We start from the raw sequence: 25,644 nt of genomic DNA, 5'->3' as shown, positions 1-25,644 counted from the left end.
TCGAGATGAGTGTGGCGCCCGTTCGGAACGGGCGCCACACTCACCGCCTACTCATGAGCGGCGACGCGAGTGACCACTCATCCGGCGACGGCTCACGAAGGACACACCCGCCACGAGGAGCAGCCCGACACCCACGCCAATCAGTGCGTCATGGGCTCCGGAAGTGACGGCCACGCGCTCTATCTGCGCGACCGATCCCAAGACCCTGATGGTCAGTGGTGAACGAACCTTGACCGGTCTGCCATTAATCCGCTTGCCGTCCACGACGATGGTGTGCTTCCCCACTGAGGCGTTCTGGGGAAGATTTACGCTCAACGTCACCGTGCCGTCAGGCGCAACTGTCGCGGTCCCCAACGTCACGGGCTTGGAATGCAACACAAATTCCGCCACTGTTCCCGGCTTGAAATTCACACCCGAAATCGTCAGCCGCTCGCCCGGAGCCAACGTTCCCGCGCTCAGGCTAACGGCGGCCACACCATCCGAGGGCGCAGAGTTCGACGGCGTAGCGCTGGCCGACGCGGTTGCGGTCGGGGACGGCGTTGGGGTCGGCGTTGGCGACGGCGTTGCCGTGGGAGTCGGTGTCGCGCTCTCCGTCGGAGTTGCGGCATCGGCGACCGAGATGGCTACGGTCTTAGTGCCAAGGACCGAGCCGGACACCGCATCCTTGATGGCCACCGTGGCGATGAAGGCACCCTTCGCCGCATAGTTGTGCGTTGCCGTGTAGCGTCCGTCAACAACAGGAACGGTGACCGCGGCGGCGCCGTCGCCGAAATCAACCACAGCCTTCGTCAATGCGCCGTTGCCAATCGCGGCCAGGGCGGAGGTGCCGCTGACAACAGCGTCGGCTCCGACGTCGACAGTGGTTTTCTCTGCCGTCGCGGTCACAACGGCAGGGGTGTAATTCGGCGCCGTGTTCAGCGTGGTGGGCACCCCGCCGAGGCTGGTTCCGCGATCCACGAGGGTGATGGAGTCCGGGCCCTGGGCGTCGCGTTCGGTCGTCAGCGCGATGGCAATCGTGTTGTTGCCCGACTTGTTCAGGAACCCGCTGGGAATGGTGAAGCGGCTCTGCGGGCCAACGTTGCCCACCCAGGTCCCCGTGTTCCAGCCGTTGATATAAATGACGGCTCGGGCGTAGGACTGCCGGCCATTGTCAAACTTGGCATCGTTAATCTGTAGCGCCACTGCGGTGTCGGTGCCGGCCGGGACAGCCAAATCAAAGGTGCTGCGGTACCAGCTCACACCCGCCTTGGCAGGCTTCAGGCTGGTGGTGTCGGCCCATTGCGCATCGGGGTAATCCGGCAGGTACCAGCCGGCACGCTCGCCATAGAGGCCACCGGTGTTGTACATGGTGCGGTCGGTGTCGACGGGGGCCGCCTTGTCCTTGGCACCTTGCAACTTCCAGACGACGGGCCCGCTGTTGGGCAGGATCGCATCGAACAGTCCACGGTTTTGGCGGGACAGACCATCATCGGACCAGTCAAGGTTTTGTCCGTGGTTGCGGACAACCGCCGAAACGACGGTGTCCTCGCCGCTCTTGATAATCCCGGCCGGAACCTGCAGTGTTTGCATGCTGCCATTGGCCGACGCGGCTCCGACGAAGCTGCCGTTGACCCACACCAACATGTTCGCGCCGTTGCCACCTTGCCCGCGCAGCTGAATGCTGGTGGACGCCGACGAGGCGGTGAAGTGCGCCCGGTACCAGGTGTCGCCCTCGTAGAAACCGTAGTAGGCGGTATCTAGGACCTTGCCCTGGTTGGGGCCCGGGCCCTGACGCGGGTTCGCCGCTGCGGTGGCCGTGGCCTCAAGCCACGATGCATCATTGAAGGCAACAGCGGATTCCGGATTTTCACCCGAAACCTTCCACGTGCTCAGTGCCGGCAATACTGCAGGTGCCGGGCCGGCGAGGCTGGCTGTCAGCTCGCCGTTGGCGCCCGCGGTTGTCGCCAACGGCTGCCCGTTCCACGTGGCCTTGGTTATGCCTGCCGGAACGTAAATGCCGACGGTTCGAGCCGCCTTGGTGTCGCCCACCAGGTGGACAGTGTCCCCGGTGAACTCCGCCGAGCGCAAGAGATCAACACCGGTAACCATGGTGGTCTTGTTCGTGGTGGCCCCGGTGACCTCGCCTTCCACCGTCCACTGCAGTGCCGTTGCGCTGCGGTCGGTGGTGACGATGGTCAGCTCCGGTGCCCCGCCGCCGCTGATCTTGACCGTGCTGCCCGCCCCGTGAACGTAGTTGAGGCGCAGCGTCTTCGTTGCCGCATCCCAGGTGGATTCCACGGCGGGTCCGCTCAAGGTGACCACGCTGGGAGCCGCGGCATAATGCAGAACTGTTTCTCCGGCGTCGTTCTTGGCACCGTTGAGCACCAGCAAGGTGCCACCGGTGACCGGCATCTTCGTGAACAGCTCGGAGGTGCTGTACATGAGCTTCTGGCCGTCGAAGGCGTAATCGGCGATGACCATGGCGGCATCGCGACCGTGCAGATTCAGGAACGTCCCGGCCTTTTGCGGCACGCGGTCAAAGGTGATGGCGTCGGCCGGAGCCGCGGGGGTGGTGCCGGGTGTGGAGGTCTCGATCGCGTCGATGGCAACAAAAGTGCCGACGGCGGCCGGGTCACCCTTCACCCCGGTATTGACCACCTTGATGACATGCTCGACGGCGGGGTCGAGGCCGGTCTTCTCGAAGGCCACGAATTGGGCCTGGCTGGGCAACGTGGGGATATAGGTGTTGGTCTCGCCCACCTTGACGCCGTCGAGGAAGACATCGGCCTTGGCGTGATTGGTGGAGCGCGGGGAAATCAGGCGGATATCGGCGGCCTTGAAGGTGTATTCGTAGGACGCCCCGGTGATGTTGCTGGAGGTTTCCGTGCCCAGGTAATCATTGATGGTCCAGTTCTTGCCCGTCTCGTGGTTCCACTGGGACACGCCGGCGGGGGTCTTTGAGAACACAATCTTGGGATCGACGTCGTCGATCTTCACTTGGGTGGCCTGCGCCGGGGCGGCGATGACATCAAATGCGTCAACGCTCACGAAGGTACCCGAACTGCCGGCATCCTTCTGGCCCGTCACCACAATCTTGAGCGTGTGCTCAACAGTGGGGTCCAAACCCTCCTTCTGGAAGGCGACGTATTGGTAGGCGGCGTTCTGGCCGCGGTAGGTGTTGGTCTGGCCGACCTTGACGCCATCAAGGTAGACATCGCCGTAGCCATGGTTGATGGACTGCGGGGAAATGACCTTGATCCCGGCACCGGTGAACTTGTATTCCAGAGAGTCACCCGTGGTGGCGCTGAACGTCTCGGTGCCCTTGTAATCGCCCACCGTCCAGGCCTTGCCGCTGGCATGTTCCCAGGCGCCGGTGTATTTGATGGCCGCGGTGTCGGTGTCATCGGTGGTGTAGCTGGCCACGACGACTTCTTCGCGCGGCGCAAGCGTTAGCGGAACGGTGTATTTCAGTTCCGCGGTGCTGTTACTGTCGCTCTGGCGGAAGCCGAGGTAGCGGGTACCGTTGCCGGTCACCGAATCGGTGGCAAGGTTTTCCGTGGCGATACGTTGGTAAGATTTGATGTTTCCCACGCCGCCGTCAACCGTCACCGGGGCACCGTTTTGCGGAACCATGGTGGAGATGGGGGCGAAGTCCCGTTGGAAGTAGCCGAGCTCCTTCTGCACTGCCGCCTTGGGCGTTAACTGGCGGTCCTCGTTGATGGCCGCACCGTAGTCGTAGGAGGTAAAGCCGGACGACGGCGATCCGGTCCAGCCCCAGTTGGTGCCGCCGTATTCCATGTAGTAGTTGAACATGTTGATGCCGTTGTTGAGGTTGTTCACCGCGTATTGCCGGGTGAATGCGGGGTCAACAAACTCGGCGCAGCGATCGGTGTTGAAGTTGGCACCCCACGGTGTGAAGGCACCGCCCTGACCCTCGGCGATGAACATGGGGCTCGTGGTGGTGCGTGCCCGGAAGCGGGCTTCCATGTCCTGGATCTGTCCCCGCGCGTTGGAGCAATTAAAGCCGAGCGGGTACTGATCAAAGGCGTAATAGTCCAGGCCAACGTTTCCGCCGGCCGAGGTGCTTCCCGGAACGTAGGAGCCGTTGAATCCCCAATCGTTGTGGAACACCGGGACCGTAATCCCGTCCCCCTTGATCTGCGTGACCAGTTCCTTCATGAACGCCGGGCGGTCCCCGCTCTCATTGAGCAATTCATTTTCGGCCTGGTAGGTGACAATCGAACCGCCACCATCGGTGACCTGGTGCTTGACGGCGATTTCATTGAACGCATTGATCCAGCTCAACGATTCGCGCAAGACTTCTGCGTCCATGCCTCGCAGAGAGCCAGCCCCGCTCTTGGTCAGGTAGGCGGGGAGCCCACCCATGGAGATCTCGGCGTTCACGTACGGTCCGGGCCGGGCGATGACGTACAGCCCTTCCTCCTCGGCCATGGTCAGCAGCAGCTCGATATCCTTGAGCCCGGTAAAATCAAACTTTCCCGATTCGGTGGAATGCAGGCCCCAGAAGAAATAGAGCGAGACGGCGTTGAAGCCGTTGGCGCGCATTTTCTGGAACATGTCACGCCAGTCGTCGGTTCCGGGAAGGCGCCAGTGGTGAAACTCCCCCGACCACACGTTGAGCCGCTCGCCGTCGACCATGAACGGCTTTGAGTCAAAGGTGACCTGGTGGGCCTGGCCATCGTTGCCGGGGAAGTTCATCTTTTTCCCGGACGACACCGCGAGCTCGGCCGCTTGTGCCACCGCCAGAGGCGTCGATTCCGCCGAAGAGTCCGTGGCCAGCGCCGGGCTGGCGATCGCCATCAGCCCTAGCGCGGCCGTGGCCAGCAGCGCCGTCTCCTTGATGCGCCGGGGTGAGGACGGCGGCCTCGAGGAATATGCAGACATATTTGAAGTACCTCAAATCTTGATGCTGCCACCGAGGCCAGCCCCTAATGTTATCCGTCACAGCGTATGACGTGGATCACTCAGGGGCAATCAAATTTGAACTATTTAACTCATATGACGCACTTATGACGGGAGTGTGATCAAAAAGGCGAAATCCTTATGCCTCGAACTTGTAACCCAGGCCTCGTACCGTCACCAGGAACTTCGGGGCGGCCGGATCGGGCTCAATCTTGCTGCGAAGCCGCTTGATGTGCACATCAAGGGTCTTGGTATCGCCCACATAGTCCGAGCCCCAGACGCGATCGATCAGCTGGCCGCGCGTGAGGACCTTGCCCGCATTGCGCAGCAGCATTTCAAGCAGCTCAAATTCCTTCAGGGGGAAGGCCACGGTGTCTCCCAGCACGCTGACCACGTGCCGCTCAACATCCATCCGGACGGGTCCGGCATGCACCGTGGAATCGATCAATTCCTCGGGCTCTCCCTGGCGTCGGAGCACGGCCCGAATTCTGGCGATGAGCTCGCGTGAGGAGTAGGGCTTGGTCACGTAGTCATCGGCGCCCAGTTCTAGCCCCACGACCTTGTCAATCTCGGAGTCCTTGGCCGTCAGCATGATGATGGGGACGGTGGAGCGCTGCCGCAGATGTTTGCACACCTCGGTCCCGCTCATGCCCGGCAACTGCAGGTCCAGCAGCACCAGATCGGCGCCGTTGCGTTCAAATTCCACGAGGGCATCCAGACCGTTGTCCACGACCTGAACCTCGTACCCTTCCTTCCCAAGAAGGAACGACAAAGGATCGCTGATGGACTCTTCGTCTTCGACAATTAAAATTCTGCTCACGCTGGGTGCGCTCCTTAGATCAAGCCATGGTGCCGCTCGGCGCGGTGATGAGTGCCGCCGTCGGACGTTGAAGGGGAAAGCTGGGGAAGCCGGACGGTGAAGGTGGAGCCCATCTTGGGGGCCGACCACAGTGTCACCTCACCGCCGTGGTTACTCACAATGTGTTTGACGATGCTCAGGCCCAGCCCCGTACCGCCGGTGTGGCGTGAACGCGCGGCGTCGACCCGGTAGAAGCGCTCAAAGACCCGATCCTGCTCCTGCGGTGTGAGGCCATCGCCCTGATCGGAGATACTCACGGCCACGACGCCGTCGATGACCTGCAGGCCCACGCCGACCTGCGTGTTGTCCGGCGAGTAACGCACGGCGTTGTCGATCAGATTGCGCAGGGCCGTGACGAGCTGACCTTGGTCTCCATACACGAGGGCCGGCTGGGAGGCGCCAACAGCGAGGGTGATGTTTTTACTCTGGGCAGGCAGCCGCGTCCTGTCGACGGCCTCGGCAATGACGGCGTTGATATCCACGGCCAGGGCCACACGCGCCACATCCTTGCCCTGCAGGCGGGACAACTCGATGATGTCCTGCACGAGAGCGGCCAGCCGCGCCGATTCGGTCATCATGCGGGAGGCGAAGCGTCGTACCGTCGCCTGATCTTCCGGGGCGGATTCGAGCGCCTCGGCCAGCAAGGAAATGGCACCGACGGGGGTCTTAAGCTCGTGGGATACGTTGGCCACAAAGTCGTTGCGCACGGCCTCGGTGCGGGCGATCTCGGTGCGGTCATCCGCCAGGAGCAAGATGTATTCCTCCGTCAGCGGCGCAACCCGGACCTGAACGACGAGCGTTCCCTGACCAGGTGTTCCGCCATGCGTGCTTGCGGGTTCCACAACCGTGTGCGCCTCAGTGTGACCACCGGACTGCGGGGCTGAATTGCTGGCCGCTGGCAAGGCACCCCGGGGCAAAATGAGGTCTTTTTCCTCGATGACACCATCTCGCCGAACGCGATGGGCCAGATCCAAGAGTTCCTTGTGAACCACGGTGTGCCCGCGAACCAGACCGTAGGCGTAGGCGCCAGGACTGGCTCGGACCACGCCGTCGACCGTGTCGATGACGATGTACGCTTTCCCAACCACGGAGAGCACCTCGGCGGCGCCGTCAGGCAAGGTGGGTTCGGTAATCTCCACGATATTTTTTCGCGAACGATCGCTGACGCCAAACGCGCCCATGCCGAAGATGCCCACGGCTAAGCCAATGAGCCCGGCTATTAGTCCAACTACCAAGGGATCCACGGAACCAGCCTAAGCTGTGCCCGGGTAAAAATGGGCAAAACAGGCACTTGGCGGGCCCCGTTCAACTAACGTTCACCTTTAAGGGCTGCCACGTTTACCTTCGGCTGTCATGCTGAGACTTAGTTAGGGCGCCTTTTGCCCTGCCCATGAAAGGACACACGCGTGCGTAAAGTTTTCCAGGCCGAGCTTCACCAGATTGGCGAAGGACTCATCGAGATCTCCGCTCTGGTTGAAGAAGCCGTCTCCAAGGCCTCTGCAGCCTTCGCAGCGGCCGATCTCCAAGCGGCCCAGGAAGTCATTGCCGCGGATGCCCGCATCGACTTCCTGCAGAATGATTTGGATGAGCGCGCCATCGACGTTTTGGCGTTGCAGGGTCCCGTGGCCAGCGATCTGCGCATGATCGTTGGCTCGTTGCGCATGAGCGCCTCGCTGGAACGCATGGGCGATCTGGCCCGGCACATCGCCCAGCTGACCCGCCTGCGCTTCCCGAACACCGTCATCCCGGCACAGCTGCGCGAAACCTTCGCCGAGCTCGCCCGCCAGGACATCATCATCGCGGCCAAGGTTTCCGAGCTTCTGGAATCCCGGAATCTGGAACTCGTGGCTGACATTTCCACGGCCAAGATCGAGATCAACAAGCTCCACAAGAGCGTCTTCGCCACGATGGCCTCCCCCGAATGGGCCGAGACCCCGGCAACCACCGTGGACGTCACCCTGGCCAGCCGCTACTTCGAGCGCTTCGGCGATCACGGTGTCTCCGTGGCTCGCAAGGTCTCTTACCTGGTCACCGGCGAATGGCAGCCCGAGGACTTCCTCGCCGGCTAAGTTTCGCGGCTTGCGCGCAAAAATGCGCCCGCCTCCCGTTAATGCCCCCGGTCTACGGGGTGCATTTTTTGGGAGGCGGGCGCATTTTTCATCGGGGCACACTTCCGGCGTGTGACATGGCCTCGCTTAAAGCTCGACGGCGGGACGGTACCTTTCAGAGGGAAGGTACCGTCCTGCCGTCGTTCTTGGGGAAGTGTTAGTTACTTCTTACCCTGGTTGGCGACTGCCTGGATGGACGCTGCAGCAGCTTCCGGGTCCAGGTACTTGCCACCGGGGGTGATGGGGGCGAAGTTCTCGTCCAGTTCGTACACGAGCGGGATGCCCGTGGGGATGTTCAAGGAGGCGATGGCGTCATCGGAGATGCCGTCGAGGTGCTTGACGAGGGCGCGCAGCGAGTTGCCGTGAGCCGTGACGAGAACCGTCTTGCCGGCCTTCAGGTCAACCTTGATGTCGGATTCCCAGTACGGCAGCAGGCGCACGAGGACGTCCTTGAGGCACTCGGTGCGCGGGAGGGCGTCGCCGAGGTCTGCGTAACGGGGATCGTGGGCCTGCGAGAATTCACTGTCGTCGGACAGGGCCGGCGGCGGGGTGTCGTAGCTGCGACGCCATTCCATGAACTGCTCTTCACCGAACTCGGCCAAGGTCTGAGCCTTGTCCTTGCCCTGCAAAGCGCCGTAGTGGCGTTCGTTCAGGCGCCAGTCGCGCTTGACGTCGATCCAGCCGCGATCGGCCTTATCGAGGGCAATGTTGGCGGTGTTGATGGCGCGCTTGAGGCGCGAGGTGTAGAGCACGTCCGGAAGGATGTTGTTCTCGACCAGCAGCTCACCACCGCGTGCGGCTTCGGCGAGACCCTGCTCGTTCAGGTCTACATCCACCCAACCGGTGAACAGGTTCTTGGCATTCCACTCACTGTGGCCATGGCGTAGCAAAATCAACGTATAAGTCATGCTTTCATCCTACCGGGCAGCGCTGGGCGGCTCGAATTGCTACGCAAAATGTGGACATCTACCCTCACCTCCTGCGGAGACCCACGGACGTGACGGGCGAATGCCGCGCCAGGAATTCGTCGGAGCACAGTCGTGATGGTCGGCACGTTAGGTCCGGCCAGGTGGGGCTGGCGTTTACGCTTAACCACGTGGTTCAACGTGCGCAGCGGGTCAAGAGTTCTTCCAACGACCCCGCAATGCGGGCCGCCCGCCAACGCAATAAGCCCTTTGGCAATGTCACGCGCGGCACCACGAACACCAATCGCTTACGGCGGGTGGATCGCTGGCTGGCCGGACCGCAGGCGTGGCGCCTGCGCTCCGAGGCCGCACCGCTCGTGGTGGACCTCGGCTATGGCGGCTCCCCTGCCACGGCCGTGGAACTATATTCGCGCATTCACGCCGTCTGCCCCAGCGCCCACGTCACCGGCATCGAGATTGAGCCCGAACGCGTCCGCATCGCCAAGCCGCTCGAGCATGAGGGGCTGGATTTCCGCGTGGGCGGTTTTGAAATTCCCGTGCCCGGTCAGCCCACCATGGTCCGTGCCTTCAACGTCCTGCGCCAATATGACGAGGCCGACGTCAAACTCATCTGGGCCACCGTCTGCTCACGCCTGAGCCCCCACGGCATCTTCGTCGACGGCACCTGCGATGAGATTGGCCGCCGCAGCACCTGGGTCGCGCTCGGCGTGGACGGTCCGCAATCGTTCACCATCTCGCTGCGATTCGGCGCCTTCGAACTGCCCTCGGATGTGGCCGAACGGCTCCCCAAGGCGCTCATCCATCACAACGTCCCGGGCGAGAAGATCCACACCTTCCTGCAGGCCCTCGACAAGCATTGGCTCGCCGGCGCCACCTTGGCCCCCTTCGGCAACAGGCAGCGCTGGTTGCGCATGTGCCAGGGGATGCACGACGACGGCTGGCCCGTCGTGCGCGCACCGTCACGGTGGCGTTTGGGAGAGTTGACCGTAGCGTGGACGGCCGTTGCTGCTGATGCTTCGATCGGCAACACTGTCTAGATATTTTCGACAGCGCAGCGAGGGACGGAACACACCATGACCGGCAATGACTTTCCCGAGGTTCTCCACCTTGCCGCCTTCGCCGATGGCCCCGGCGGCGGCAACATGGCAGGGGTGGTTCTGGACGGCGCCGGACTCAGCGACGAGCACATGCAGCAGTGTGCACGCGAGCTGGGTTACTCCGAAACCGCCTTCGTCACTACGGCTCTGGGCAGTGATCGAAACGTGCAAATCCGCTACTTCTCCCCTGGTGCTGAGGTTCCCTTTTGCGGACATGCGACCGTGGCGACCGCCGTTGCCCTGGCCGAAAAGTATGGCCCCGGCGCCTTCTCATTTGCCACCTCGGTCGGGGAGATCGTTCTGGAGACCAGCGCATCCGCACACGGTATGACGGCCTCGTTCACGACCGTGGAGCCGTCCGTCACCGAGCTTGCTCCGGGGGGCTTGGACCGCCTGTTGGCGTTGCTGGGCCTCTCGGAAACCGCTCTGGACCCTCACTATCCGGCGCAGCAGTCCTTTACGGGAAATACGCACCCCATCCTGACCGTGCGCACGAAGGCGGACCTGGACGGTTTTAGCTTCGATGCCGCTGGGCTGCGGACGCTGATGGATGAGCAGGGGTGGGCTGGCACCGTGACCGTCATGTGGCTCGCGGGAACCACCAGCTCCGGGACGGTGGAGATTGAATCCAGAAACCTATTCCCGGTCGGTGACATCACGGAGGACCCGGCCACGGGTTCGGCCGCCGCCTCAACAGGCGCCTATCTGAGGTCTATCGGCACCGTGGCTCCACCGGCATCTCTGATCATTCGGCAAGGCAGGCATGTGGGCCGTCCCTGCATTCTGCAGGTCACCATCCCCGCCACAGGCGGCATCACGGTTTCGGGAACAGCCGCCGTCGTGCGTTGATCTGACTACTGAGGAAGCCGATCAGAAGTTACCAAGACGAGCCGCGGTTTTGCTGGCCCTTACCGCGGCCACGCACCTCGAGCAGCATGGGGCGCACATCGGCGAGGTAGGTTCCGGCCGCAACAACTCCTCCGAGGGTCAGGATCAGGCTCATGCCCAGCGGCGGTGTGCTCAGAGTCATGAGGGAGGGCAGCACATACAGGATGCCGAAGAACATGCCGCCGCCCGTCAGGGCCAGCCAGAATGACTTGCTGCGCTTGTACACGCGGTCAAAATCTGAGGGCGCCGTGCGCAGGCAATCGCTGAAGGCCCAGATCTGGATGCCCAGCACTACTAGGCCCAGAGCCATCAGGATGAGGAACGACACGAAGTTTACGAAAGTCAGCACACCACCAGCGTACAGCTCAACACCCCAGATGACAGCGCCTTTTTGTCATTTAGCCAGAGGCTTATTCGGCGGTTCCCACCGTGGCCAGCGCCTGCTCCAGATCGGACCACAGGTCCTCAACGTTTTCAATACCCACGCTCAGGCGCAGCAGATTCGCGGGAACCGAAACTGGCTCGTTGGCGTGGCGGCGACGGCGTTCGATCAAGGACTCCACACCACCGAGCGAGGTGGCCGGGGTCCACAGGCGCAGCGCCTCAACCACGGCCTCGGCGGCGGCCTCTCCACCGGCAATCTCGATGCAGAGGACCGAGCCGTAGCCCGTCATCTGCGCCGTGGCCCGAACATGACCCGGATCAGTAGCTAGGCCGGGGAACAAAACCCGGCTCACGCCGTCGTGCGCGTCTAAACGCGTGGCCAGCGTCAGCGCACTGGCCTGCGAGCGCTCCACACGCAATGCCAGGGTGCGCAATCCGCGCAGGGCCAGCCAGGCCTCGAAGGGGCCGGCGATGGCGCCATGGATGGAGCGGTGGTGCAGGAGCGTGGCGCGCAGCTCCGGGCTGGAGGTCACGAGGGCGCCCATGATGACGTCCGAGTGGCCGGAGAGGTACTTGGTGACCGAGTGGAGCACGATGTCGGAGCCCAGCTCGAGCGGCTTCTGTACGAGCGGGGTGGAGAAGGTGTTGTCGGTGACGACGATGGCTCCAACGGCCTGGGCGGAGCGGGCGAGGACGTGGATGTCGGCGACCTCCAGCATGGGGTTCGTGGGACTCTCGAGCCATAGCATGTCGGCGGCCTTCTCGCCGGATCCGGTCAGGGCGGCAATGACCTCGTCGTTATTGGCAATGTCCACCGTGCGCAGCGTGAACATGCCCTTCTCCGAGAGTTCCTGCGCCATCACCAAGGCACCCTGGTAGGAGTGGATCGGCATGACGAGCACACCACCGCTCGGAACCAGGGAGAGCGCTGCGGACACGGCGGCCAGCCCCGAGCTGAAGATCAACCCAGGAAGCGTGGCGCCCTCTAGCGCGGACAAGGCCTCCTCCAGCGGATCCCAGGTGGGGTTGGAGTACCGCCCATAGGCCCGGTCGCCGTCCACCACAGTTCCCGTGCCCACATACGTCGAGGACAGCACGATCGGCGGGTTCACGGGGGCGTCATGCTCCCGGCCGGGCCGTCCCGCCGCCACCACGAGGGTGTCGGGGCTAAGGTTTTCGGGGTGTGCGGAGGCATCGTACGTCATACCGTCCAGCGTAGACCGCGAGCGGCGCCACGTCCGCCAATATGACAGGGGCGCTCAATATTGCATCCTTGGACAAGCTGCCACCTGGCCAAGGATGCACCCAGCTAAGGCCGGTAGGGTAGTGGAGTGACTCTTTTTACTACCGCGCAGCCGGGCCTCTTCATTGCTTTTGAAGGCGGCGACGGTGCCGGAAAATCCACTCAGGCCGCCCTGCTCACCCAGGCCATGTCCGACGCCGGACGAACAGTTCTCCGGACCCGTGAACCAGGCGGGACTCCCGTAGGTGAAAAACTACGCTCGCTAGTGCTTGAGCACGGTCAGGGTGAGATTGATGCCAAGACCGAGGCGCTGATCTTTGCCGCCGCCCGTGCCGCCCACGCTGCTCAGGTCATCACCCCCGCCGTGGCCCGTGGCGAGATTGTTGTCAGCGACCGGTATGCGGATTCCTCGATTGCCTACCAGGGCGCGGGCCGCGGGCTCGGAACCGAGGCCATCGTGAAGCTCAACGACTGGGCTACGAACAGCTTGTGGCCCGATCTCACCGTCCTGCTGGACGTCTCCCCTGCCCAGGGCCGGGACCGTCGCACGGCCGGGGATGCCGCAGAGGACCGGATGGAGTCCGAACCCGACGACTTCCACGCCACCATCCGGGCCGCGTTCCTGGCCTTGGCGCATGCCAACCCGGAGCGCTACCTGGTCCTGCCAGCGGAGAACTCCATCGCAGAGCTCGCGCAGGCGATCCACGAGCGGGTCACTACGCTGCTTGGCTCAGCATGAGCGTCTGGGTTGATCTGCAAGGGCAGGAATCGGTCGTAGCGCAGTTGCGCCGTGCCGCCCAGTCGAGCGCCCCCACGCACGCCTGGCTCCTCACGGGTCCTCCCGGATCCGGCCGTTCCAATGCGGCGCTCGCCTTTGCCGCGGCCCTGGTCTGTGAGCAGCCCGAGCTCGCCGCCCGTGGTTGCGGCGCCTGCAAGGCCTGCCACACCACGATGAGCGGCACCAACGCCGATGTGACCTTCGTGGCCACCGAGAAAACCACCATCACGATCGAGGAGGCTCGCTCCCTGGTGCGCAAGGCGCATGACAGCCCCTCCTCTGCCCGATGGCGGGTCATGATTGTTGGCGACGCCGACCGCATGGCCGAGCGCACCACCAATGTCCTCCTCAAGGCCATCGAGGAACCGCCGCCTCGCACCATCTGGATCCTGTGCGCGCCCAGCCCCGCCGATGTGCTCGTCACGATCCGTTCGCGCTGCCGCACCCTGACCCTGCGCCTGCCACCCGTGGCCGACGTTGCCGCCCTCTTGGTCCGCCGCGATGGTATCGACCCCGAGCTCGCCCTGATCGCCGCCCGCGCCGCGCAGAGCCACATCGGCATTGCCCGGCGCCTCGCCAGCGATGTCGGGGCCCGGGAGCGCCGCGACACCACAGTCCGGCTCCCCTTGAACCTCCGCGATGTCACCACCGCCGTGCAGGCCGCGGCCTCACTGCTGGAGTTGGCTCAGGCCGAGGCCGCCTCCTCCAATGAAGAGCGCGACGCCGTCGAAAAGGCCACGCTGTTGCGGAACCTTGGCGCACCCGAGACCGGGACGCTGCCACCTTCCTTGCGCAGTCAGGTCCGTGCCCTGGAGGAAGACCAGAAGCGCCGGGCCAAGCGCTCCGTGACGGATCATCTGGACCGGGCACTGACCGACCTTTTGTCCTTCTACCGGGATGTGCTGGTACTTCAGCTAGACGCCCGAGGAGGGTCCGACGTCGAGCATTCATCGGTTGAACTCGTCAACGAGACCCTGCGCGGTCCCCTCGTGGAATTCGCCGGCCGGGCTCGACCCGAGGTCACCCTCCAACGGCTGGACGCGATCAATGCGGCCCGTCGTCGACTCACCACCACCAATGCTGCCCCGCTATTGGCCCTTGAAGCCATGGCCGTCAGCCTGCTCTAACCCGTAAAGGAATCCCGCATGCCCACTGCCCCCGTCCGACGGCGCCACCGCCTGATTCTCATGGCCGCGGCCAGTATCGGGGCGCTCCTGCTGAGCTCGTGTTCCGTGCTGGCGCCCGATAAGAACACGGAGACCTCGGCGTCGGCCGAGATTGTGGGCGACGTGCCCGCTGCGCTGATGGACTTTTACACGCAGCCCGTCACGTGGAGTTCGTGCAACGGCGGCTATCAGTGCGCCGAGGTGAAGGTGCCGCTGAACTACGACAAGCCCAGCAGCGATTCCATCAAGCTTTCCGCGATTCGCCTGCCAGCCACGGGCAAACGACTCGGCGCCATGCTGATCAATCCCGGCGGGCCGGGCGGTTCCGGAGTGAATATGGTCAAGGACGGGGGAAAGTCGTACTTTTCCGCGAAGCTCCGCGGCGCCTACGACATTGTGGGATTTGATCCGCGTGGGGTGCAGCGCTCGGCCGGTGTGAAGTGTCTGGACGATGCCCAGATGGACGCCGCACGCCAGGTGGACTTCGATCTGTCCACCGACGCCGGGCTCGCTGCGGCAGACGCCGAGACGAAAACGCAGACGGAGCTGTGCCAGCAAAACTCAGGATCTGAGCTAGGCCACATCGACACCGTCAGCTCAGCGAAGGACATGGATATCCTGCGTGCCATCGCCGGCGACAAGCAGCTGAACTACATGGGCTTCTCCTACGGCACGAAGCTCGGCGCCACCTATGCCGGGCTGTTCCCGGACCGCGTGGGCAAGTTCTCCCTCGACGGCGCCATGGATCCCTCGCTGGACATTGACGAGGTGTCCATGGGCCAGGCCGTGGGCTTTGAAAACGCGCTCCGGGCCTGGGTGGCCAACTGCCTCACGGGCAGCGACTGCCCTGTGTCCGGAACCGTGGATGAGGCCATGGTGCAGATCCAGACGCTGCAGGCCGTTTACACGGCGACCCCGCAGCAAACCCCTGAGGGCCGCGTGGTGACGGGCACCGAGTTCACCGGCGCTCTGGCTTTCGCCATGTACTCAACCGATTTGTGGGAGCCGTTGAAAGCCGCCTTGGCGCAAGCCTTTGCCGGGGACGCCTCCGGGATGCTCATGCTCGCTGACTACTCCGCGGACCGTGATTCCAGCGGCGTTTACAATTCCAACACTTCGGCCGCCTTCACCGCGATCAACTGCCTCGACTACTCCATGAACTGGGACCCCGCGCACATGCGGGAACAGGCCGAGTTGTTGAAAAAGGCGGCACCCACCTTTGGTGACCTGTTGTCGTACTCCGGGCTGTCCTGCAAGTACTGGCCGGTTAAAGCCACGGGCACGCAGGGAGCTATTTCCGCATCCGGCGCCGGACCCATCCTGGTCATTGGCACCACGGGAGATCCCGCCACGCCGTATGTCTGGGCGGAAGCACTGGCTAATCAGCTAGATTCCGGTGTTCTGGTGACGTGGACGGGCGAGGGCCACACAGCCTACGGTCGTTCCAACGAGTGCATCACCAGCACGGTTGATGATTACTTCGTGGATGGCAAAGTCCCCGCCGCCGGAACGAGCTGTTAACTTTTTTGTGCTGTGGGGGCCCGTCGATTTTGTACTTCGGGCCCTCGCATATTAGAGTTGTTTCTTGTGTTCAGCACATCAATCCATTTCGGGTTGTAGCGGGACACAGGCCTCCATAGCTCAGTTGGTAGAGCGTTTCACTCGTAATGAAAAGGTCAACAGTTCGATTCTGTTTGGAGGCTCCAGCAAAACCCCGCCACGGCGGGGTTTTTTGGTTAACATGACCCTTTTTGGGCGACCGCGGGCCCTCTTTCGCACCCGCCCCTACAGGAAACGCCATAGTTGGGCACTTTCGCCACAGCTAGGAATTCTCGCTACAAGCCGACCTATAGCGAGAATGCCCAACTATGGCGTTATCGCTCCGCCGTGCCACGGTAGCGCGCCGAGGTGCCGCAATTACGCTCCCTGAGGCTCCCGAGCGGCCCCCACAGGGCGAGAACACGTACACGTCAGTCGCTCCATGGGAATACGACGCCCTCGCCCACCACTTTCAGGGACAGTTCGGTGCCGGGGCGGGCCAACATCGCATTCCAGTGCCTGATGGTGATGATCTCGCCACCCACCGGCTGATGCGGATCCAGCGGATGCTCGGCGTCACCCTTCATGGGCTCCAGCTGGATGCGCACAGTGGTCTCGGGCCCAAAGTAGTCGGTGTCCACCACGCGCCCACGAATCGGCCCACCCGTCGCGATCCGAATCTGCTCCGGCCGCAGCATCAGATGCACCTTGCCTTGTGCCGGCGGTCGACGCACCGGAATGCCACCCAGCGAGCAGAGCGCCAGTGACCCTTCCATCCACGCCTCAAGTACGACGGCGTCACCTAGGAACTCCGCCGTCGCCCGGTCCGTGGGGCGAGTGTACACAACGAACGGACTACCGATCTGGGCCAACTTCCCGTCGCGCATGACGGCAACCTGGTCCGCGAAGCTCAGCGCCTCGGCCTGATCGTGCGTCACGAGGATCGTGGTGACCCCGGCCTGCTCGAGCGTCTGCGAAACAGCCCGGCGGGTAGCAACTCGCAAACCCGCATCGAGGGCGCTAAAGGGTTCGTCCAGCAACATCAGCTCGGGCTGCCGGGCCAGGGCTCGGGCCAGGGCCACGCGTTGTTGCTGCCCGCCGGAGAGCTGGTGGGGGCGGCGCTTGGCGTAGGAGCGATCCATGGAGACCATCTCCAGCAACTCCCCCACCCGAAGCGCGGCAGCCTTGCCGCGCTGGGGCAGGCCAAAGGCAATGTTCGCACCAACGCTCAGATGCGGGAACAAGGCTCCGTCTTGGGCAACGTAGCCAACGCTGCGCTTATGCGCGGGCACCCAATGTGCGGCTCCGGCAACCTCGGATCCGGCAAGGGCGATGCGGCCCGCATCCGGTGCCGAGAAGCCCGCGATCAAGCGTAGGAGCGTGGTCTTGCCCGAGCCCGAGGGGCCCACGATGGCCGTGGTGCGCCCAGGTGCCACGGCAAGATCGACACCCTTGAGGACATCCGTTCCACCAAAGCTCTTGCGAATCTCGCTGACCTGCAGATGAGCCGGGGAATTGTTGGGCTGGATGGTCATTGGCCTGCGGCTTTCTTGGATTGCACAAAAAGTAAGTACGTCATGGGTGCCGAGAGCACAATCATCAACAAGGCATACGGCGCCGCACCCATGTAATCAATTTCGTTGCTGAGCGACCAGAATTGGGTCGCCAGGGTGCGGGTGCCGTTGGGCGCCAGCAGCAAGGTGGCCGTCAGCTCATTGACGATGCCGAGGAAGACGAGCGCGGCACCTCCCGCGGCAGCAGGAGCGGAGAGCCGCAGGGTCACGAGGATGAAGGCCAGCAGAGGCGGTTTACCCAAAGCCCGCGCGGCCTCGTCCAGCTGAACGGGAGCCTGCGCGAGGCCGGCTCGCAAGTTCACCAGGGCGCGCGGCATGAATAGCAGGGCGTAAGCGGCCACCAAAACAAAGGAGCTTTGGTAGATCGCCGGCACGTTGTGCACGGTAATCGTCACCAGGGCCAGCGCCACCACGATGCCCGGCATGGAGCTTGAGATGTAGTTGGCGGCTTCGAGGAGCTTACTGAACGGCCCAGGATGCCGGATGACCAGATAGGCCAGAGGGAAGGCGAGCACGGTGGTCAGGATAGCTCCGGCAAGTCCATACCCCAACGTCTGCAGGAGGGCGTTGATCAAGACGGGGCCTTCCCAAATGGTGGCGCCACCGGCAAGGACCCAGCGTCCCACGTGCCACAGCGGCACGCCCAGCGCCAGCACGGACACGGCCATCAACAGCAGCTGGCTCGGGATCTGGAACAGCCCCAAGGCCATCCGGCGCGGATTCGATTGCACACCCGAACCAATGCGGGCGTAGCGGGCGCTACCGCGCGATTTTGACTCGGCCAGAAGCAGCACGAGGCAGAACAGCACCAGCACGCTGGCCAGCATATTGGCCGCGGCGCCGTTGAAGGTCGAGCGGAATTGATCGTAGATGGCAGTTGTGAAGGTATCGAAGGCGATCATGGCGAACGCGCCATATTCGGCCAGAAGGTGCAGCGCCACCAGCAGTGCACCACCGGCCGTGGCGATACGCAATTGCGGCAAGATGACGCGGAAGAAAACCCGCCACGGGCCCAGACCCAAGGAAGCTGCCGATTGTTCCAGCGCGGGATCCAGCCGGCTCAAAACGGCCGCCACCGGAATATACACGAGCGGGAAGTATGACAACACGGAGATCAGTACGCCGCCAAAGATCCCGCCGAGGGACGGAATGGCACTGACCCAGGCGTAGCTGTTGACGAACGCCGGGATGGCCAGCGGAGCCGCGAGCAGCACGGCCCAGACCTTGTGCCCGGCCAGGCTGGTGCGCTCCACGAGCCACGCCCCGCCAACGCCGATCACCACGCACAACGGCACCGTGATCAGCACCAGCTTGAGCGTGTTCAGCAACAACTCGCCAACACGCGGCCGGAACACCATCGCGACGGCAGTATCCCACCCCGCGTTGACGGTGGCAACCGCCACGAAACCCAAGGGAATCAGGGAAAACGCGGCAATCAGGGCACAAAGGACGACAACGGGCCAAGGGCCGAGGCGTGTGCCCCGACCCTTGGCCAACTTTGGTGATTTTTTGGCACCCGACGCAACTGCCGCCGTCGTGCTTTGTGAAGAAGTCATTGAAACTAGAGTAGACCTGCTGCGGTCATCAGCTCGGTGACCTTGCTCGAGTTCAACTTGGCCGCGTCGATCGCGGGGGCCTGAAGATCAGCCAACGGGGTGAGCTTGCTATTCGCGGCAACCTCGGAGCCAACCGGGTACTCGAAGCTGGTTCCGGTCTGCAGCACGGTCTGGCCGGCCTTGCCCGTCACGAACTCGAGGAACTTCTGGGCGTTCTCTTGGTGAGCGCTGGAGGCCAAGACGCCACCGCCGGACACGGAGACGAATGCGCCCGGATCCTGGTTCTTGAAGTAGTGCAGGCCTACGTTCTTGGAGTTCTCGCCGGTCTTGTTCTGATCGCCGAACCAGTAGTAGTGGTAGATGACGGCGCCTTCGATTTCGCCGGCGTTGACGGCCTTCATCGCCGTGGAGTTGCCCTTGTAGGCCTTGGAGTTTTCCTTCATGGCCTTGAGCCAGTCAGCCGTAGCGGCTTCGCCCTTGAGTTCCAACATGGCCGAAACGATGGCCTGGAAGTCAGCGCCCGACGGCGACGCGGCCCAGCGGCTCTTCCACTCGGGTGAGGCCAGGTCCATGATGGACTTGGGCAGCTTGTCTTCGGTCAGCTTGGTCTTGTCATAGGCAAAGACGGTGCTGCGGGCGGCAATGCCGGTCCACTTGTTCGTGGAGGGGCGGTACTCGGCCGGAACCTGTCCCTGAATCGTGGAGTTGATGTCGGCGAACAGGCCGGCGTTTTCCACCTGCGTCATTGCGGGGGAATTTTCGGTCAGGAAGACATCGGCGGGCGACTTGGCGCCTTCTGCGATGATCTGGTTGCTGAGCTCGAGGTCGTCACCGTTGCGCAAGGTGACCTTGATGCCGGTTTCCTTTGTGAACGCGTCCACCCACGCCTGTGTGAGGGATTCGTGCTGCGCGTTGTACACGGTGATCGTATCGCCCGCGCCGCCAGCTGCTCCGGTGCTTTCCGCCGGGGTCGTTGAACCGCTGCAGGCGGCCAAGGTCAAGGCAGATACTCCAGCGAGCAAAGTCACGGCCGTCTTGCTGAACTGCTTCTTGGTAAACCAGGTCTTCATGGGAGCCCTTCGGCGTCATTAGTAATTAGCGAATGCAAATTGATCGTAATCCACCGCAGGGCAGGCTACCCTCGCTAAAGCGCCTAATGTGATGCAGCTCACGCCTTAATGTGCAGTTTTCTTGCACAGAAGCTGCTACTCGCCGGTAGATTTCCCTGTGTTGAGGAGCTCTCGGGCCCGGTCCACTTTCTCGTGCACTATCGCTGCCTTAAGCTCGACTCCGGAGATCGCCCCCGCGCCTAGTCTCACCAAGGCGAGGGACTCGGCTGTTGCGGCGAGTGCGTTACCGGCGCGCGAGAGTTCACGATGGACGTCGTTGAGGTAGCCGCCTGTGCCTAGCGGAATCTCCATACCCTCGCTGGGTCCGGCGGCCTGAGCCGCCATGGCCAGTTTCCGTACCTCGGGGAGCAGTTCGGCCAGATCATTCGCCACGGCCACCATTGATTCGTAGTCGCCCTGGGCTTGTTCGGCACTCTGGTGCGGGCCGGGTCCGGCTTCCTCGAGACCCTCGAGCATCTGGTGGAAGCGGTCGAGGCCGCGTTGGAATCGATCGTGGGCGCGCCGCCAGACGCCTTTACCAAGTTCGGCGTCGTCGCGCTTGGCCTGCCGAGAGGCCGCGAAAAGCCCTTTGAAGAGCCCGCTCATAGATATTGTCCCGGCACGCCCGGCTGCGATCCCGGACCGGACGGTGCTCGCTGCGGCTCTCCGTTGTCGCCCACCACCACGCCAGATGCGATCATGGTCCCTGGCGGCAGCTGATGCTGGGCCAGTCGGGCCGCGGTTTGCTGATTGGCCATCGACTGGACGGCGAGAGCCGTTTGAATCCCGTGAAAGAGCCCCTCGAGCCAACCCACCAGCTGAGCTTGGGCAATGCGCAGCTCGGCATCAGAGGGCGCACTCTTGTCCGAGAACGGGAGGCTAAGCCGGTGTAGTTCATCGACGAGTTCCGGCGCGAGGCCGTCTTCCAGCTCCGCGATAGAGGCCTGATGAATCTCCGCAAGGCGTGCCCGGGCGGCGTCATCGAGGGGCGCGCTCTTGACCTCGTCCAGCAGCTGCTTCACCATGGTCCCGACGCGCATGACCTTGTCTGGCTGGTCTACCATGTCCGCAACCGTGGGGTGATGCGCAGGGCCGGATGCATTCTGCCCTGTCGCTGTGGGTGAACTGTCCATGACGATTCCTGTAGCCGGCTGCTCGGCCGGTTTCTGCCCCTTGTCATTCATGAAGCCAGTCTCTCACGATCACCAATATTTCTGTGTGGCAGTAGATGCGCTAATTCGGCTTCAAAAGGCGATTTTTTCGTATCTACTGCCACACAGATCATCGAGGGGAGGGGGCTGCTAGCAGCAGCGGCCCTCCGGGTTGGCGTCCTGGCGGTCCATCTTGTCCCGCCAGAACTCCTTCACTGTCAGGGGCTGTGCCGTGCAGCTCGTGGCTTGGTGATGCTCGAGGTAGCGCTCATAAGCATCCTCCCCCAGGACACCTTTGAGGTAACGGCTCACAGCGCTCAAACCACTGGCTGCACGGCGCAGGATCTTCATGGCTAGTGCCCGCTCCGAACCGCTTGTTTGCCGGACTCAGCCCATTCCTTCATGATGGCCTTCTCCGCCGGAGTTGCCGCGATGGACGCTGGCGCGAAGACGCGAGACGCCACAGCAGGGTCCTCCATGTTGGGGCCGCCACCGGCCTTGATGGAGCGGATGGTGACGATGATCGCCGTCGTAATCACGATCAGTGACAGGACCACGAAGATGATCGACAAGGTGCCCTGAACGAAGGTGTTGCGCACAACGGCCTCCATAGCGGCAACCGTCTTGGCCGTGCCGTGGCTGGTCTCACCGTTGGCCAAAGCCGTCTTGAATGCCTCGTGCTGCGCCCAGTAACCCACGGCCGGAACGGTGGAGAAGATCTTCTGGAAGGATGCGGTGACAGTGACAACCGTGACGAAGACCAGCGGCAAGGCCACCATCCAGAGGTACTTCACGTGGGTGTTCTTCGAGATGATCACGAGGCATACGGCCAGCGCAATGGCTGCCAAAAGCTGGTTCGCGATACCGAAGAGCGGGAAGAGCGTATTGATGCCTCCGAGAGGATCGGTGACACCCATGATGAGGATGGCGCCCCAACCGGCCACCATGATGGCGGTGGTGATCCACATGCCCGGACGCCATGAGGTGTCCTTGAACTTCGGAACAAAGTTACCGATGGAATCCTGCAGCATGAAGCGAGCAACACGGGTTCCGGCGTCGACCGCCGTGAGGATAAAGAGCGCCTCAAACATGATGGCGAAGTGGTACCAGAAGCTCATCATGGCCTGACCGCCGGCCACCTGCTGCATGATGTGAGCGAGACCCACGGCGAGGGTGGGTGCGCCACCGGTGCGGGAGACGATCGACTCCTCGCCGACATCGGACGCGGTCTGCGCCAGGAGCGATGGATCAACGTGCACGCCGGTCAGACCGAGCGAGTTCACGAACGCCGCGGCGCCTTCGATGGTGCCGCCGGTGGCTGCGCCGGAGGCGTTCATGGCGAAGTAAATACCGCGGTCAATCGAGAGTGCGGCGACGAGGGCCATGATGGCCACGAAGGATTCCATGATCATGCCGCCGTAACCGATGAAGCGGGCCTGACGTTCCTTTTCGATCAACTTGGGCGTGGTGCCCGAAGCGATCAAGGCGTGGAAGCCGGAGAGCGCACCACAGGCGATCGTGACAAACAGGAACGGGAACAGCGAGCCCGAGAAGACGGGGCCGTCGGAGCGTCCGGCGAATTCACTGAAGGCGGGGACGTTGATGGTGGGTCGAACCAGCACGATGGAGCCGGCCAGCATCACGATGGTGCCGATCTTCATGAAGGTAGAGAGGTAATCGCGCGGAGCCAGCAAGAGCCAGACCGGCAAGATGGCGGCGATGAAGCCGTACACGATGACGCACCAGGCGAGGGTCGTGCGGTCGAGGTGGAAGACGTCAGCACCCCATTCGGTGGCCGCAACCATGCCGCCGCCGATGATGGCCGCAAGCAACAGCACGACGCCGATCAGCGAGACTTCCATGACCTTGCCCGGGCGCAGGAAGCGGAGGTAGACGCCCATGAACAGTGCGATCGGGATGGTCATTGAGACCGAGAAGACGCCCCACGGGGATTCGCCGAGTGCATTGACAACCACCAGAGCGAGGATGGCCACGATGATGATCATGATCAGCAGGGTGGCGATGAGTGCGGCTGTTCCGCCGACGACGCCGAGTTCTTCACGAGCCATCTGGCCTAGTGAGCGTCCACCGCGACGCATGGAGAAGTGAAGTACCAGGTAGTCCTGCACCGCTCCAGCAAGCACGACGCCGACGATGATCCAGATCGTGCCGGGCAGGTAACCCATCTGGGCTGCCAGGATGGGGCCCACCAGCGGGCCTGCACCTGCGATGGCAGCGAAGTGGTGTCCGAAGAGGACGTTGCGGTCGGTGGGGACGAAGTCCTTACCGTCAGCCTTGTACTCGGCCGGTGTGGCTCGCAAGTCATTGGGCCGAACAAGGAATTTCTCGATGACCTTGGAATAGAAGCGGTAGCCGATCAGATAGGTACAGACCGCGGCAAAGACGAACCAGATGGCGTTGACGGTTTCGCCACGCACCACGGCCAGAATGACCCATGCAACGCCACCGAGCAATGCGATGGCCGCCCACAGGGCGATCTTTAGCGGGGTCCAGGTGGGCTTTTCCGCTTCCTTTTCAAGATCCACGGCCACGGGGGGCAGCTCCGGATCCTGAATTAAGACCGTGGCTGAGTTATCAGCCCTGTTTGACGGCACTGTCATGTTCTTCCCTACGTTATAAAGACTTCAAATACGGCACCTTGACGTTACGCACATAATGCACGTCACATCGACATTGTGGTGTGAATCATGCAAACCATGCTGTCAACGGTACTTTTTATGAGACGAACGGTCTACTAGATTTTCAACCTAGCAGCGACATTCACCCGAGATGGTCGGCTACGGGTCCCCTGAAAATCTGCATGGCAGTAGTTACCGAAAAACCGCCGAAAATCGCCGAATTTCCGTATCTACTGCCACACAGAATGGAGGAGGGGCGGAAAAGTGGCCGCCACGCTTACTGCGTGGCGGCCACGATTTTCGCTAGAGCGTCAGCAGGACCTTGCCTACATGCGATCCCGAGTCCAGGTACTCATGGGCTGCGGCGACGTGAGTCAGAGGGAAGGTCTTATCCACCATGGGCTTGACGGCTCCGCTGCTGACCAGGGGCCAAACATGAATACGAACCTGCTCCATGATGGCCGTCTTTTCCTCGATCGACCGGGCACGCAGGGTCGTGCCGATGATGGCCGCCCGCTTGGTGAGCAAGGCACCCAAGTTGAGTTCCGCCGTCGCACCTCCCTGAAGGCCGATCACGATCAGGCGACCGTAGGTGGCGAGCGCCGCAACATTGCGGGAGAGGTATTTGGCGCCGACCACGTCGAGGATGACGTCGGCCCCGCGCCCCTCCGTGAAGCCCTCGACTCGCTCCACGAAATCCTCGGTACGATAATTGACCGCCGCGTCGACGCCGAGGTAGCCGGTGAGCATGGCGACCTTCTCATCGCTGCCGGCCGTGGCAATGACGCGCGCACCGGCAGCCTTGGCGAGTTGAATGGCCATGGCACCGACACCACCAGCGCCGCCGTGAATGAGAACGGTTTCACCGGCCTGCAGCTGTGCCGTCATGAACAAATTCGAGTACACCGTGGCGGCAACCTCCGGCAAGGCAGCGGCGGAGATCACATCGATTCCCTCCGGCAAGGCGAGCACCTGACCTGCCGGAACCACCACCTGAGAGGCATATCCGCCGCCTGTGAGTAATGCCACAACCTTCTCGCCGAGGCTAAAGGGTCGGGTCACATTGGGCCCAAAAGCGGCGATTCGACCGGAGACTTCCAGCCCCAAAACGCTCGAGGCTCCGGGCGGCGGCGGGTAGAAACCACGGCGCTGTTGCACGTCTGCACGGTTGATTCCTGCGGCAATCACGTCGATGAGGACCTCGCCCGGGCCTGGAACGGGCGCCAGAACCTCGGCCATGGCCAAGACCTCCGGTCCACCTGCACCCGTTGTAACAATTGCCTTCATGAGACTTCTCCATCGCCTTTTTGCACTCAAAAATTCTAGCCGGGCCGATACTCATTTTGGTGGCATGGCCCTGCCTATGAAACACTACTAGGGTAAGGAAGGTTGTCCGAGCGGCCGATGGAGCTGGTCTTGAAAACCAGTGTGCGGTAACCCCGTACCAAGAGTTCGAATCTCTTACCTTCCGCGCTGATAAAGGAAGCGGTCTCATCACGAGGCCGCTTCCTTTTGCGTTTAACCTCTCAAACGCTTTTAAATCGCCGTTGTGAGGCGCCTCATAAAGATTTCTTTCAACTTCGCTCAAAACCCTCAAGTTTCCTTGACCGAAACAGAACGTTCATGAATGATTCACATCTATGTGTTTGGCTCAAACACGTTACCGCGAGGCCCGTTGCGGCCTGTTGGGGGGCGGTCAATTACCTTCTTCCCTCCACGACATCT

The 25,644-nt window shown here is 62.7% G+C and carries 20 protein-coding genes and 2 tRNA genes; 8 read left to right on the top strand and 14 right to left on the bottom strand.

Translation table 11 applies throughout. From position 1 onward, the window contains the following. Positions 1 to 51 precede the first annotated feature (51 nt). From CVS30_RS13280 to CVS30_RS13270, 3 genes are all read right to left on the bottom strand, one after another. Positions 52 to 4,884, bottom strand: coding sequence for a beta-galactosidase (locus CVS30_RS13280; RefSeq protein WP_146233398.1), 4,833 nt, complete (start codon positions 4,882 to 4,884; stop codon positions 52 to 54). 157 nt (positions 4,885 to 5,041) lie between these two features. Continuing rightward, positions 5,042 to 5,722, bottom strand: coding sequence for a response regulator (locus tag CVS30_RS13275; protein WP_110485813.1), 681 nt, complete (start codon positions 5,720 to 5,722; stop codon positions 5,042 to 5,044). Between the two features lie 14 nt (positions 5,723 to 5,736). After that, complete coding sequence (locus CVS30_RS13270) at positions 5,737 to 7,005, bottom strand: sensor histidine kinase (RefSeq protein ID WP_370801049.1); 1,269 nt, start codon at positions 7,003 to 7,005, stop codon at positions 5,737 to 5,739. A 162-nt stretch (positions 7,006 to 7,167) separates the two neighbouring features. Here CVS30_RS13270 and phoU point away from each other — a divergent pair, with 162 nt between their 5' ends. Further along, positions 7,168 to 7,830: a phosphate signaling complex protein PhoU gene (gene phoU, locus CVS30_RS13265; protein ID WP_110485812.1), complete on the top strand. Its 663-nt coding sequence runs from the start codon at positions 7,168 to 7,170 to the stop codon at positions 7,828 to 7,830. 200 nt (positions 7,831 to 8,030) lie between these two features. Here the strand turns inward: phoU and CVS30_RS13260 are convergent, their stop codons facing one another. Further along, positions 8,031 to 8,777, bottom strand: coding sequence for a phosphoglyceromutase (locus CVS30_RS13260; RefSeq protein ID WP_110485811.1), 747 nt, complete (start codon positions 8,775 to 8,777; stop codon positions 8,031 to 8,033). 188 nt (positions 8,778 to 8,965) lie between these two features. Here CVS30_RS13260 and CVS30_RS13255 point away from each other — a divergent pair, with 188 nt between their 5' ends. Together CVS30_RS13255 and CVS30_RS13250 are read left to right on the top strand one after the other, a co-directional pair. Continuing rightward, the gene (locus CVS30_RS13255) at positions 8,966 to 9,832 is read left to right on the top strand and encodes a class I SAM-dependent methyltransferase (RefSeq protein ID WP_370801047.1); all 867 of its coding nucleotides are present in this window, start codon (positions 8,966 to 8,968) and stop codon (positions 9,830 to 9,832) included. A 36-nt stretch (positions 9,833 to 9,868) separates the two neighbouring features. Beyond that, positions 9,869 to 10,741: a PhzF family phenazine biosynthesis protein gene (locus CVS30_RS13250; protein ID WP_110485809.1), complete on the top strand. Its 873-nt coding sequence runs from the start codon at positions 9,869 to 9,871 to the stop codon at positions 10,739 to 10,741. Positions 10,742 to 10,769: 28 nt separating this feature from the next. Here CVS30_RS13250 and CVS30_RS13245 read toward each other — a convergent pair whose 3' ends face one another. Beyond that, positions 10,770 to 11,129, bottom strand: a complete 360-nt coding sequence (locus tag CVS30_RS13245) for a DUF2516 family protein (RefSeq protein WP_245934595.1) — start codon at positions 11,127 to 11,129, stop codon at positions 10,770 to 10,772. Positions 11,130 to 11,190: 61 nt separating this feature from the next. After that, positions 11,191 to 12,369, bottom strand: a complete 1,179-nt coding sequence (locus CVS30_RS13240; RefSeq protein WP_110485808.1) for a trans-sulfuration enzyme family protein — start codon at positions 12,367 to 12,369, stop codon at positions 11,191 to 11,193. A 126-nt stretch (positions 12,370 to 12,495) separates the two neighbouring features. Between CVS30_RS13240 and tmk the strand changes: the two genes are divergently transcribed. The 4 genes from tmk to CVS30_RS13220 all read left to right on the top strand — a co-directional run bounded on the left by tmk (position 12,496) and on the right by CVS30_RS13220 (position 16,057). Continuing rightward, on the top strand, positions 12,496 to 13,146 hold the full coding sequence (tmk, locus tag CVS30_RS13235) for a dTMP kinase (protein WP_110485807.1): 651 nt from the start codon (positions 12,496 to 12,498) through the stop codon (positions 13,144 to 13,146). Then, positions 13,143 to 14,312, top strand: coding sequence for a DNA polymerase III subunit delta' (locus CVS30_RS13230; protein ID WP_110485806.1), 1,170 nt, complete (start codon positions 13,143 to 13,145; stop codon positions 14,310 to 14,312). The genes tmk and CVS30_RS13230 overlap by 4 nt, the downstream gene beginning before the upstream one ends. 18 nt (positions 14,313 to 14,330) lie before the next feature. Continuing rightward, positions 14,331 to 15,872, top strand: a complete 1,542-nt coding sequence (locus CVS30_RS13225; protein WP_110485805.1) for an alpha/beta hydrolase — start codon at positions 14,331 to 14,333, stop codon at positions 15,870 to 15,872. 109 nt (positions 15,873 to 15,981) lie between these two features. Next, positions 15,982 to 16,057: transfer RNA gene (locus CVS30_RS13220), tRNA-Thr, on the top strand. A gap of 264 nt (positions 16,058 to 16,321) precedes the next feature. Here the strand turns inward: CVS30_RS13220 and CVS30_RS13215 are convergent. The 8 genes from CVS30_RS13215 to CVS30_RS13180 all read right to left on the bottom strand — a co-directional run bounded on the left by CVS30_RS13215 (position 16,322) and on the right by CVS30_RS13180 (position 25,206). Next, positions 16,322 to 17,425 (bottom strand): ABC transporter ATP-binding protein, encoded by a 1,104-nt coding sequence (locus tag CVS30_RS13215; protein ID WP_181419801.1) that lies wholly within the window; start codon positions 17,423 to 17,425, stop codon positions 16,322 to 16,324. Continuing rightward, on the bottom strand, positions 17,422 to 19,020 hold the full coding sequence (locus CVS30_RS13210; protein ID WP_110485804.1) for an ABC transporter permease: 1,599 nt from the start codon (positions 19,018 to 19,020) through the stop codon (positions 17,422 to 17,424). The genes CVS30_RS13215 and CVS30_RS13210 overlap by 4 nt, the downstream gene beginning before the upstream one ends. Before the next feature lie 5 nt (positions 19,021 to 19,025). Further along, positions 19,026 to 20,090 (bottom strand): iron ABC transporter substrate-binding protein, encoded by a 1,065-nt coding sequence (locus CVS30_RS13205; RefSeq protein WP_110485803.1) that lies wholly within the window; start codon positions 20,088 to 20,090, stop codon positions 19,026 to 19,028. Positions 20,091 to 20,225: 135 nt separating this feature from the next. Then, on the bottom strand, positions 20,226 to 20,735 hold the full coding sequence (locus CVS30_RS13200) for a hypothetical protein (RefSeq protein WP_110485802.1): 510 nt from the start codon (positions 20,733 to 20,735) through the stop codon (positions 20,226 to 20,228). Next, positions 20,732 to 21,313 carry a bacterial proteasome activator family protein gene (locus CVS30_RS13195; RefSeq protein WP_110485801.1) on the bottom strand — a complete coding sequence of 194 codons (582 nt, stop codon included), beginning with the start codon at positions 21,311 to 21,313 and terminating at the stop codon, positions 20,732 to 20,734. Before CVS30_RS13195 ends, CVS30_RS13200 begins: the two co-directional genes overlap by 4 nt. Before the next feature lie 117 nt (positions 21,314 to 21,430). Continuing rightward, positions 21,431 to 21,631 carry a YbdD/YjiX family protein gene (locus tag CVS30_RS13190; RefSeq protein ID WP_110485800.1) on the bottom strand — a complete coding sequence of 67 codons (201 nt, stop codon included), beginning with the start codon at positions 21,629 to 21,631 and terminating at the stop codon, positions 21,431 to 21,433. A 2-nt stretch (positions 21,632 to 21,633) separates the two neighbouring features. Next, positions 21,634 to 23,901 (bottom strand): carbon starvation CstA family protein, encoded by a 2,268-nt coding sequence (locus CVS30_RS13185; RefSeq protein WP_110485799.1) that lies wholly within the window; start codon positions 23,899 to 23,901, stop codon positions 21,634 to 21,636. A gap of 321 nt (positions 23,902 to 24,222) precedes the next feature. Then, positions 24,223 to 25,206 carry an NAD(P)H-quinone oxidoreductase gene (locus CVS30_RS13180; protein ID WP_110485798.1) on the bottom strand — a complete coding sequence of 328 codons (984 nt, stop codon included), beginning with the start codon at positions 25,204 to 25,206 and terminating at the stop codon, positions 24,223 to 24,225. 96 nt (positions 25,207 to 25,302) lie between these two features. Between CVS30_RS13180 and CVS30_RS13175 the strand changes: the two genes are divergently transcribed. Beyond that, a tRNA-Ser gene (locus CVS30_RS13175) sits at positions 25,303 to 25,390 on the top strand. Positions 25,391 to 25,644: the final 254 nt, after the last annotated feature.

Source organism: Arthrobacter psychrolactophilus (assembly GCF_003219795.1).
Lineage (GTDB): Bacteria > Actinomycetota > Actinomycetes > Actinomycetales > Micrococcaceae > Specibacter > Specibacter psychrolactophilus.
The sequence above is the reverse complement of the archived record's forward strand: the minus strand, read 5'-3'. Positions and strand labels throughout refer to the sequence as shown.

Coding starts and splice junctions, on each gene's coding strand:
- CVS30_RS13280 (WP_146233398.1), bottom strand. CDS start 4,884: ATGTCTGCATATTCCTCGAGGCCGCCGTCCTCACCCCGGCGCATCAAG.
- CVS30_RS13260 (WP_110485811.1), bottom strand. CDS start 8,777: ATGACTTATACGTTGATTTTGCTACGCCATGGCCACAGTGAGTGGAAT.
- CVS30_RS13250 (WP_110485809.1), top strand. CDS start 9,869: ATGACCGGCAATGACTTTCCCGAGGTTCTCCACCTTGCCGCCTTCGCC.
- CVS30_RS13240 (WP_110485808.1), bottom strand. CDS start 12,369: ATGACGTACGATGCCTCCGCACACCCCGAAAACCTTAGCCCCGACACC.
- CVS30_RS13230 (WP_110485806.1), top strand. CDS start 13,143: ATGAGCGTCTGGGTTGATCTGCAAGGGCAGGAATCGGTCGTAGCGCAG.
- CVS30_RS13225 (WP_110485805.1), top strand. CDS start 14,331: ATGCCCACTGCCCCCGTCCGACGGCGCCACCGCCTGATTCTCATGGCC.
- CVS30_RS13215 (WP_181419801.1), bottom strand. CDS start 17,425: ATGACCATCCAGCCCAACAATTCCCCGGCTCATCTGCAGGTCAGCGAG.
- CVS30_RS13210 (WP_110485804.1), bottom strand. CDS start 19,020: ATGACTTCTTCACAAAGCACGACGGCGGCAGTTGCGTCGGGTGCCAAA.
- CVS30_RS13205 (WP_110485803.1), bottom strand. CDS start 20,090: ATGAAGACCTGGTTTACCAAGAAGCAGTTCAGCAAGACGGCCGTGACT.
- CVS30_RS13200 (WP_110485802.1), bottom strand. CDS start 20,735: ATGAGCGGGCTCTTCAAAGGGCTTTTCGCGGCCTCTCGGCAGGCCAAG.
- CVS30_RS13195 (WP_110485801.1), bottom strand. CDS start 21,313: ATGAATGACAAGGGGCAGAAACCGGCCGAGCAGCCGGCTACAGGAATC.
- CVS30_RS13190 (WP_110485800.1), bottom strand. CDS start 21,631: ATGAAGATCCTGCGCCGTGCAGCCAGTGGTTTGAGCGCTGTGAGCCGT.
- CVS30_RS13185 (WP_110485799.1), bottom strand. CDS start 23,901: ATGACAGTGCCGTCAAACAGGGCTGATAACTCAGCCACGGTCTTAATT.
- CVS30_RS13180 (WP_110485798.1), bottom strand. CDS start 25,206: ATGAAGGCAATTGTTACAACGGGTGCAGGTGGACCGGAGGTCTTGGCC.